Origin of the sequence: Brevibacillus sp. AY1, from assembly GCF_029870785.1 — a bacterium.
Lineage (GTDB): Bacteria > Bacillota > Bacilli > Brevibacillales > Brevibacillaceae > Brevibacillus > Brevibacillus invocatus.
On the sequence record NZ_JAFLPN010000067.1, the window covers coordinates 1 to 9,824 of the forward strand.

8 protein-coding genes and 1 pseudogene are annotated in these 9,824 nt (G+C 41.5%); 1 reads left to right on the forward strand and 8 read right to left on the reverse strand.

The window, feature by feature from the left end:
* Nucleotides 1–38 precede the first annotated feature (38 nt).
* From JZI27_RS24975 to JZI27_RS23960, 5 genes and pseudogenes are all read right to left on the reverse strand, one after another.
* Complete coding sequence (locus JZI27_RS24975) at nt 39–587, reverse strand: hypothetical protein (RefSeq protein WP_348521387.1); 549 nt, start codon at nt 585–587, stop codon at nt 39–41.
* Between the two features lie 212 nt (nt 588–799).
* On the reverse strand, nt 800–1,087 hold the full coding sequence (locus JZI27_RS23945; protein WP_280209679.1) for a magnesium and cobalt transport protein CorA: 288 nt from the start codon (nt 1,085–1,087) through the stop codon (nt 800–802).
* A 20-nt stretch (nt 1,088–1,107) separates the two neighbouring features.
* Nucleotides 1,108–1,827: pseudogene (locus JZI27_RS23950) on the reverse strand (RHS repeat-associated core domain-containing protein); the annotation flags it as partial.
* Between the two features lie 54 nt (nt 1,828–1,881).
* Nucleotides 1,882–3,117, reverse strand: a complete 1,236-nt coding sequence (locus tag JZI27_RS23955; RefSeq protein ID WP_280209683.1) for an IS110 family RNA-guided transposase — start codon at nt 3,115–3,117, stop codon at nt 1,882–1,884.
* A gap of 139 nt (nt 3,118–3,256) precedes the next feature.
* Nucleotides 3,257–4,033 (reverse strand): recombinase family protein, encoded by a 777-nt coding sequence (locus JZI27_RS23960; protein WP_280209684.1) that lies wholly within the window; start codon nt 4,031–4,033, stop codon nt 3,257–3,259.
* Between the two features lie 175 nt (nt 4,034–4,208).
* Between JZI27_RS23960 and JZI27_RS23965 the strand changes: the two genes are divergently transcribed.
* Nucleotides 4,209–4,409 carry a helix-turn-helix domain-containing protein gene (locus JZI27_RS23965; RefSeq protein WP_212964073.1) on the forward strand — a complete coding sequence of 67 codons (201 nt, stop codon included), beginning with the start codon at nt 4,209–4,211 and terminating at the stop codon, nt 4,407–4,409.
* A gap of 3 nt (nt 4,410–4,412) precedes the next feature.
* Here JZI27_RS23965 and JZI27_RS23970 read toward each other — a convergent pair whose 3' ends face one another.
* The 3 genes from JZI27_RS23970 to JZI27_RS23980 all read right to left on the reverse strand — a co-directional run bounded on the left by JZI27_RS23970 (nt 4,413) and on the right by JZI27_RS23980 (nt 9,739).
* Nucleotides 4,413–5,279 (reverse strand): replication initiation factor family protein, encoded by an 867-nt coding sequence (locus JZI27_RS23970; protein WP_280209685.1) that lies wholly within the window; start codon nt 5,277–5,279, stop codon nt 4,413–4,415.
* Between the two features lie 616 nt (nt 5,280–5,895).
* On the reverse strand, nt 5,896–6,522 hold the full coding sequence (locus JZI27_RS23975; protein WP_280209686.1) for a hypothetical protein: 627 nt from the start codon (nt 6,520–6,522) through the stop codon (nt 5,896–5,898).
* A gap of 16 nt (nt 6,523–6,538) precedes the next feature.
* On the reverse strand, nt 6,539–9,739 hold the full coding sequence (locus JZI27_RS23980) for an RHS repeat-associated core domain-containing protein (RefSeq protein ID WP_280209689.1): 3,201 nt from the start codon (nt 9,737–9,739) through the stop codon (nt 6,539–6,541).
* Nucleotides 9,740–9,824: the final 85 nt, after the last annotated feature.

Genomic DNA, 9,824 nt, shown 5'->3' on the forward strand with positions numbered 1-9,824 from the left:
CAATGGATCATGGGTTTACCCAGCTATATCAGGGTTACCTACCTAATTTGAGCTGCGAAAGTTGAGTTATTAAGATCATATACTCCACCACCATGCTGGATGGGTTGCAAATGATGTAGCACATAGCTCTTTTGCTCTCCATATTGTTGACTTTTTGAAGCAATAGGTGCAAGCCCCTTTTTCATCATTGAAATATTTGACGCACCAAACTCATTAGCATAAGGTGATGTAGCCACAGTTCTCCAAAAGTCATTCCTAAATTCGTCGAAATTCTTATATGTTTTCCCACCAAGTTGTTGTGCAGCCTCATTGGGTATAAGACCTGCATTTCCGTGAGTGCCACGCATCATTTTGTAAACAGCGTTTGTTATACTTCCTGTTACAGTGCCAGCAGAATTACGAGAATTCGTTGCGCTTTTACTAACGCTATTGATAGCTTTCTTACCTACGGAAGCAATACCACCACCAGGGAAATAATCAGCAGGATCGTATTTCCCATATTCTCTAAGTAAATTTGCCTGTCCCTCAATAACTCTACGCCATCCAACGTCATTTGTTGCATAATAATCTATTGTTAAATCAATAATTCTGTCCTGTACAGTTGGATGTTACTTCTCGTCTCCCTCCTTCCAATACCCAGTAGGATCTTTATACCTCAACGGATTATTCACTTGCCCTTTATACGTATCCTCCGAGATAAATCACTTTCACAACGATCAATGAAAATCCTTTCAATCAAAAAGAAACCCCAAACGAGTTGTTGATTACTCGTTTGGGGCAGACTATTCTACATGTTTCTTCAAATGTTCAGTTTATTGACAACTATTTTTACCATTTCTCTGACATCTTCTACTTTAGAAAATGCTTTTGGATCAAGCTTATGATCCTCCTCGAACGGAGAAAATCTTGAGGTAACGTTTGTTAGATTACGAAACATCTCACTCTCAAGGTCTGTTAACTCATCATAATCAAGATCGATGTTATAGGTATACGAAAATTCATCGCAGAACCTTGGTAAATCAATCTCATTGTGTTGTAATAGTTCAATTAACCAATACAACCGTTCCTTGGGAGTTCGTTCATGCATGTTCTCTTCTCAACTCCTTATCACTTTGGTATAGCTGGCAGATGCCCCATAGCTTTCCTAGCATATTCGAAATGATACACAGTATTCGTTGCAGCATCATAAAGTACTTCAATGTTGTACTTCTTTCCTTCTCGATACATTATGTCGTAATACATCTTGGCTTGGGAGCCTCTAGGGTCAGGAAATTCTTTCCCATATTTTATAACCGCCTGTTGAATTTGGACAGGCACAAACCTTCCGGCTTCATCCATGTGTTGAGCAGCCCTAGCAGCAAAATTCAATCCTTCACTAAGATTATCAAAACCCTTTCCCTTATTAAATATACTTCCAATCAAGAATGCACCTTTTACTGCGGCGGCTTCTCCTGGGTAATCCCAAATTGCTTTGTTAAAGTCTGCAATAAACGCAAGTCCTGGAGCAGACTCTCTTGCCATTTTCATGACTTGTGAATCTGGAATCATAGCATCCGAGGATTGCATAATATCTGATTGAGAGTATCCTGCTTTAGTCATTTTAGCTCTTATATCATTTGCGTAATTTTCCCAATGCTTCTTCTCTCCCAACGTTTGTGCTAATGCCCATTTGTTTTTTGCTTCATTTATTCCCCAGTTAGCACCATGTTCTTGTTTCCAATGCCCTGACGGATCAACAAATCTCAATGGATTATTCTCCACATAAGTATACCGATTCAAACTCAACGGATTATTCACTTGCCCTTTATACGTATCCTCCATGATAAAGCACTCAATGGATATAAGTTAGGTGGCAACTCGTAAAAGCTACCACCCTGCTGATTACGCCGCCTGTTCTGGAAGGACTGGCATTTTGTATTCCGTCTTGTACTTCATCATACTGTAGATGACGTTGACCAGTTTTCGCATGACACAGATAATTGCTTGCCACTTGGTCTTTCCTTCTGCTAGCTTCTTTTCGTAGTACTCATGGTAGAGAGGGTGATTCGGCTTCTTCTCCCCCCTCGATACCCCAAGCATACGAATAGCGAGATTATAGAATATGTCGTACAAGCTACGGTTGCCTAACTTACTCTTACGAGCCTTCTGCTTGTTCCCTGAACTATGCTGAACTGGTGCAATTCCTGCAAAGTTAGCTAGCTTGTCTGCATTAGAGAAGCGTGAAATGTCTCCAATCTCTGCGATTAGTTCCGCCGCCGTGACTGTACTGATTCCGTGCATCGTTTCTAGCTTGTAATCGAGCAAAGCCATATGTTTCTTCAACTCAGCGTCAATCTGGTCTAGCTGATGCTCACGGATGATGATGTCTCGAACCACATCTTTCACTAGGAAGTCATTAGCTTCTTGGTAGTCCTTTGATGTGTCACCGTCTTGTTCAACAAGAGCGAGGATTTCCTCTGCTTTCTTGGTTGACAGGCAATAGTTACTTTGCTTGCGTAGAAATTCGGCTAGTTTCTCCACCCCCACCCCTTTCAAACAGCTTGGGGAAGGATATTTTCGCCAAAAGGCTAATGCTGTTTTCCCATCCACCTGTGAAAAGAACTTCTTGTAGCTTGGATAATGGTAGCTAAGCTGTTGGTGGAGTTGGAGTTTTAGCCCAGTCGCAACGCTTACAATATTGGCTCTTCTCGTTACCAGTTGAGAGATTGCATAGTAGAGGTCAAGCGGAATAGCGTTTGGCAATGTATCCAAGTTGGAAATCAAGATACGAGCCACACATTCAGCATCCCAAGCATCTGTTTTCTTGTTGTTTGGACTGCTTCTCCGCATGGATACCGTAAGTGCAGGATTGACAGCTTTCACTTCATATTTGTTTTCGATAAGGAACATGGCAAGCCCTCTTCCGTAGCCGCCCACATCTTCCAGACCGAAAACAGGTGTCAGACCTTCCTTTTTGGCAATCTTGTTTACCTCTTTTAGAAACACAGGGAAAGCGGAAGGCTTGTTGTCAAACTTCAATTCACCCAGTTTTTCATGCAGGCAATTCATCATGATAGCTGTGTGATGATTCTTATGCAGGTCTACGCCAATGTAAAGCAATGTTAATTTACGATTCATGATTCATTCCCCCCATCTTAGTTGTTTTCAGTTGTCTATGCAAAGAATGTCAGCACCCTCCGAACAAGCGTTAATCATATAAATGACCACGCACGGATACGTCAGCTAGTACATTCTCTGTTAGACAACTGAAACGGTTCTAAATTATCGGTTGGTGAATCCCTAGTGATTCAATGTGACCGTAGATGTACTGCCCTTTGTAGAAGTCCTCACGGTCTAGGATTCGCTTCACTTGTACTTTCGTAAAAGACTTGTCTTGAGCGGTTCTGTAGCCCTCCACGTTTAGCTGTAGAGCCATTTGGGACAGTGACCATGTTTGATACTGCTCACGTATGGCAAACAGTCTCCGAACCGTTTCTGCCTGTTTCTGGTCTATCTGTAAAGCCTTCTGACCTTTTGGAACTGTATAGCCAAATGCCGCACGTCCTCCTGCATAGCCGCCCTGCTGTGCTTTCTTGTTGCGTCCTCTGCCTAGTTTCATCGCTATCTCAAGCCGTTGATACTGGTCGAGCAGTTCCATTAACCCGTTAATCAGGAAGTCGCTTGGGTCTTTCTTGTGGATGCTGTAGGTCGGCTGTTCAATGCTTTGTACATCTACACCATGTTTCTTGAACTCCCGATGTACCAATACCTTTACGATGTCAGACCGCCATAAACGGCTTGTATTGAGGACAACTACTTTGTCGATGGTTTCGGTAGAGAGGGCGGCTAACATGTCCTGAAAGCCCTCTCTATCCACTTCTAACGCTTCCTCGTCTACCTTGGCCCCCGATATGCCTTCATCACAAAACACATGCAGGAGATTCCATCCTTGTTCCTTACAGTAAGCTAGAATTTCATCTTGTTGATAAGCTAAACTGTAGCCGTCCTTTGCTTGCCCTTGTGTGGAAACCCGTACATATCCAATGACTTTCATCGCATTTTCTCCCCCACCGTTACAGAAATTGAGATTAACGTAACGCTTAACCGAATCACCAATTTCATTATATACCGCTTAACCGAAACACACAATGACTAACTCCTATCTCGGTGCTATAATGTAGTCAGATTTTTGTACGCTTAAGCGTTACTGAACGAGGAGGAGCATTCGCATGGCTATTCGGGTCAGACTGAGAGAGATTTTGGATAAGAAGGGAATCTCTCAACGTGAATTAGCACGCTTGACAGGTCTTAGGGCAAGCACTGTTAATCATCTTTGTTCCGAAAAGGTAGACAGGGTATACCTAGATACCTTGGAACTGGTTTGCAAAACATTAAACATCCGTATCGAGGAACTAATAGAGATTGATTAAACATTAGCTAACCTGTTCTGTTGTCACTCCTCGATTTACCTTTCCACATATCAATGCACATGGAACAAGTACGTTTTCTTCCCATTGTTCGTATGCAATTTCATCGAAATCAACTGCTTCTTGATCGGCAAGCAATTGCATAATCGTTCTCTTATGATGTGGAGTAAACTGATCCATCGTCATTAAACCTTGCTGTATCGCAAATACAATTGCCTGTTTCTCTGGCTTCAATGGAGCAAGGTCATTCAGAACTTGACAGAAGTACAAGTTGTTAAACTTAGGGGGATGCTGAATAAGCGACTCCATCGGAATCTTTTCAGCAGGTCGATAAACAATTTCCACTCTAGTTAGTTCCCCCACTGTTTTCTTGCCTTTCCGTTCCTCTCGCTCTTTCCTCTTGTCATACACCCTACAGTAACCTGCCTGTTGACGCTGACTCTTTCTACCAAAGTATCTTGTCCCCTCATACAGATTCATCCGCCGCCCCGTCTTTGATGAAGTAAACACGTTTGTTATCGGGCGAGGAATGTCAAATGCGACATCACAGCGAACAAACCATATCGAACTTGCGCTCTGATAAAGCGTATCTAAAAGGTTCTTGAACTCTGACAGATAGTCTGGGTGCGTTTCGATACGCAAAGAGTGTTTGAATGATTTCGGCTCATGGTATGGCTGATAGGAGATATGTAAGTAGGCTTCATGAGACAATTCGATGTGAAGATGATACTTATATCCCCAATCTGTTTTTCCAATAGACTCGGTGATACCGTAGTAGTCGCAGATGTTTCGCTTAAATGGATTAAAGAATTTCCAATGCACATCCTTGTATTCAATGACGATCTTATCAATCGACAGCTTAATGTTGCTCATGTTCTTCCCCCTCCAAAAATTTTGATGAATTTCTGGCTAAATTAGAGGGTAGGTGGCTAGCCTTTCACATGTCCTTCCCAAATGCTATATGTAAACTGGCACGTTACCAGATTGTTTTTGCCCCTTACACTATTTATAGTCGGGACACCAGATTCATTAGTTGCGAGAGTCCTTTTTGCTTCATATCACTTTGCATAGTAATAATCGTTGCATCCATCTGGATAGTTGCGATCAGGAAATTTTTTTGTCCTCTCAACCGCCCTATCGAAATAGTCAGGCTATAAGTTGCGTTTTTATGGATTTTTGGAAAAACGGCAGAAAACGAGGATAAGAAAATTACGTGGATAAATGATGGTAACTGGGGATTTTTAAGATTAAAGACCGAGGTCGGAAAGTGGAAATAGGTTATATTTTTGTAGCATTATGTGCGTACATCCAATTTCATGAAAACTATGTACAGGTAAAACAAGGGTTATGTTTATAATCGTGAGATAAAGTGATTCATTCGGCACTGGGTGGGGTCTATCTCACTCGCCGCCCGACGATTACAAGAGGCAAAAAAAGAAACCCCAGACGAGTATTAAATACTCGAATGAGGTCTTTAATTGGCTTACTCTTACAATAATCTATCTACTGCCTTTGCATAGCTTGGACACCAATGAAACGCATTGACATTCGGATATGCTTGTTGAAACTCTTCTTCTCGTTGAAACCAAGGTAACTCTGGTTTACGATTCTCAACATCTCGTAAACAATACCAACCATGCCTCAAGTCTTCTCCACCAGTTGACCTGAAATCAGCATTTGAGCAGAATGCACAGATACTAAAGTTTATGTCCATTTTCGTTTGAAGTGCTTGTAAAGCAATAGAAAAGTCCTCAACAGATTCAGATGTAAAAGTTTTCCCACCGTAGTGACATAAGAGGTTGTATCTCAACTGTGGCTCGTCAGGGTCGTAATCAAACGTAACAGATACAAGTTCCTCTACTTTAATTACTTCTATTGCATCCATATTTTCAATTTGGAAGCTATTCGAGAATTTTAGCCGATAACCTTCTGGTAGTTTTGTCATCAACACAAGAAGGCTTTGAACATAATTAGATTCTTCACTCTCAATGTCCACAGCCCTGCCAATAAGAGTTAGATTTACTGTATCGGTTTCTGTAAAACCTATATAAAGGTTTGTCTCCTGAGTATGTCCCTCATGGTCAATTAGCTGTGTAAAAACGACTTTCTCGTTCATACTACACCTCCTTTCATTATCTTCCTTTTATAGAAATAGACTTCAGCACGGTAGTTAGGTAATAAGGATTTGTCTCAGCGTTAGGTCTCGACGCAATCCATGCTTTATGATGAGCAGGATTCGTTGCAAAGATACTAACATGCCCCGTAGCAGGATTGTCAACCACAGCCTTCAAAACTCCAGTAGCGTTTACAGCATCTATAGAAGAAGTGAACGTATATTTGGTAGACCCTGGTGCTAAGAAGTATGATAGTCCCGTTGTATCTACAGGTCTTGGCGTGAGGTTTGTGTTTGTACCCGACCCATCACGGAAAATTAGACTTTGTCCATTATAATTATAGGTTGTGGTGCTTGTCGAGGAGTCCTGTGTAGCAATTGTCAATATTGTTGCCGCAACTGCCGCCCATCCTATTGCACCACCACCAGAAATCGAACCTGAACCAGACCTTGGCATAGTAGCAGTAGTTCCTACAAAAAATACTGAAGTTGGTGTTAATTCTCGGGCTTTTGCAACGGAAGCCCCCAAATTACTCCAGTATGCATTCCTTGCATTATCTGCTTGTGTTTCAGCAAATTGCATTCGTTGTTTGTTTCCTGCGTCATTTGCTTTTTCCCATACATCCGTCCAAAGTGCAATATTGTCCCTTGTTGAACCCTGAATATATTCATCTCCATCTTTCCAATGCCCTGTAGGGTCTTTATATCTGAGAGGATTATTCTCTACATACGTATACCGATTCAAACTCAACGGATTATCCACTTGCCCCTTATACGTATCCTCCGAGATAAATCGCCCAACACTTGGATCATAATACCGTGCACGCAGGTAATAAAGTCCCGTTTTCTCATCATATATTTCTCCGCTGTACTTAAACGGATTTTCCATACCCTCAGTCTCAGATACAATATTTCCCCAAACATCGTAATCATACGTATTGATTTCATGTCCATTTTCATCAGAGATGACGACAACATCCCCATGACTGTTGTACCCATAAAACCCACTTTTGTTCGCCGCGAAGTCTTCACGGAACAATAATTCATTTCCCCAGATGTTTCGAGCTTTTACATTTCCTGAACCATCTAGTTCTTCGATAACCTTCCCATTCACGTACACATATTTGGTTTCTGAATCGTTTCCTGCTTTTGTCGCACGCAGACCATCCCCATAATATGTGTATGTTTCAGAATCCGCTGTCTGTTCATTTGTAATGCCTCGCAGACGATTTCGCTCATCGAACGTATAAGCAACCGATCCAGTGGCTGACTTTGTCTCTCCTTCAAATGCAGATCTGTTACCTCGTTGATCATAAGAGTACAGATTGGTTTGATCAGATTGACTTTCTCTGGTTAAACGGTCAGTCTTATCGTAATCGAATTGATAGGAAGTATCGTTTCGTTGGATGTTAATAATATTTCCAAAAGCATACTGATTAGACTCTTTCCAAATCGGTGCTCCATTCAATGATTGGGTCATTTTCGTTGCTTGTCCAAACGAGTCATAGACCTTATCCGTGGTTCGCCCATTTGGATATTCAACGTGGTAGCTATCTCCTTTATTATCGATGCGATAATCGTAACGAATAACTCCTGTCATTGGGCTTCGAACTTCTTGCAGTCTTTCACCGGCATCATAGCTATACGTTACCTGCATGCCATCTGAATAAGTCAACTCGTCGATCACATCATCGCGATCAGAGTATCCCAAAACGTAATCTCGACCGAAAGTTCTTATTCCAGTCAGGCGGTTGTGTGAATCATAGTTGTAGCTAATCTCTCTGAAGTTCTTGCTCAAAGGATCGACGTTCGCACCATTACTGTTTGTTTCTCTTTTGACCAATGATGTATGAGGGAAATACTCCGTTGTTTCTTTGTTTTTGATAGTCCCCGATGCATTCTTGGTTATTAAGCTGGACAGATCATAGAATGGCGTATACGTATATTCAAGTCGATTTCCAGCTTTATCGATAAAAGAGGCTGGTTTTCCGTTTACATTATAAATGTACGACTCCTTTGCACCTGAAGGAACATCTTGTTCGCTGATTTTCCAGGACAAGGCATTGTAGTGATTTTTCGTTGTTAAGGTGCTATTTTCAGTTACTGTAGCTAAATTTCCATAGGCATCATATTCATAGTAATAGCTGTTTTTTTCCGGATCTAGAAGATAAACCAGATTTCCATTGGTGGTATATCGGAACTCCCAAGCACGTTCTTCTCCCCGTTGGTCGATCTGCTTCTTACCCATTACTTGGCCAAATTCATCTCGTTCGTAAGAAGTAACCAGTTCTTGTGTTCTGTCTTCTGTTCTACTACTTTCTTTCGCCAATTGTCCGTATTGGTCATAATATTGTGTGCTATGCAGTCCATTCGGATTTATTGTAAGAATTGTTTCGGCTGCAATATATCGGTCACCATCACGCATACTGTTAGCCTTCAAGAAAACTGTATCACCAAGAGGATCGTCTTTTAAGAGTAAAGATCCATCTTCATTGTAATGATAGTTTATCGCTCGGTCCTTAATGGCAAAGGGTTCACTGGTTGATAGGTGATTCCCATTCAAAGCGTAAGTGTTATAAAGCAAGGGACGAATTTTTCCATTAACATCTATCTGCCCTTTGTATTCAACGTCACCATACGGCGTAAAGTGAGTAAAAGATTTGGAACCATCCGGTAGTGTTACGGTTACTTTGCGTGTCGAATCATCGTACGCATACGAAGTGGTTCTGGTTTGGTCTTGATTTGTAAATTGTTCACTTGTCATGCGGCCGAGCAAATCGTATTCATACGTAACATAACTTTGATCTGGATATACCCTTGCATTCAGTCGCCCCAGCCCATCATATCCAAAGTAATGAAACAAGTCAGTTTGTACACCAGGTTGTGTTTCCACACTCATATCAATAGCTTCTGGGTATAAACCGAGGCTATCATACGAGTGAATACTTTGCGTGAATGATTTGGCATCCTGACCTGTAGTCGTTTCGGAGAAGGAAGTGAGCAACTTATCCTTATACGTATACGATCGATCCATTTGATCCAATTTCGTTGTTCTGCCGTCTGGGTACGAATCAAGAATAGTCTCATTGATCAATAATCTCTCTGGATTATACGTATAAATTTCTTTGTGGAAATAATTTGGATTGCTTGCTGCCGTTACTTCCACTTCGGTTGGCAACCGTAAATACGTTCCAGTCACAAGATATTGCTTTTTCGTCACATTGCCTTTTGGTAAGCGTCAAATAAATCCCACCTTCAAAACACAAACCGCACTTTGAGATAATCTCCTCAGAACCAAGTGAGGA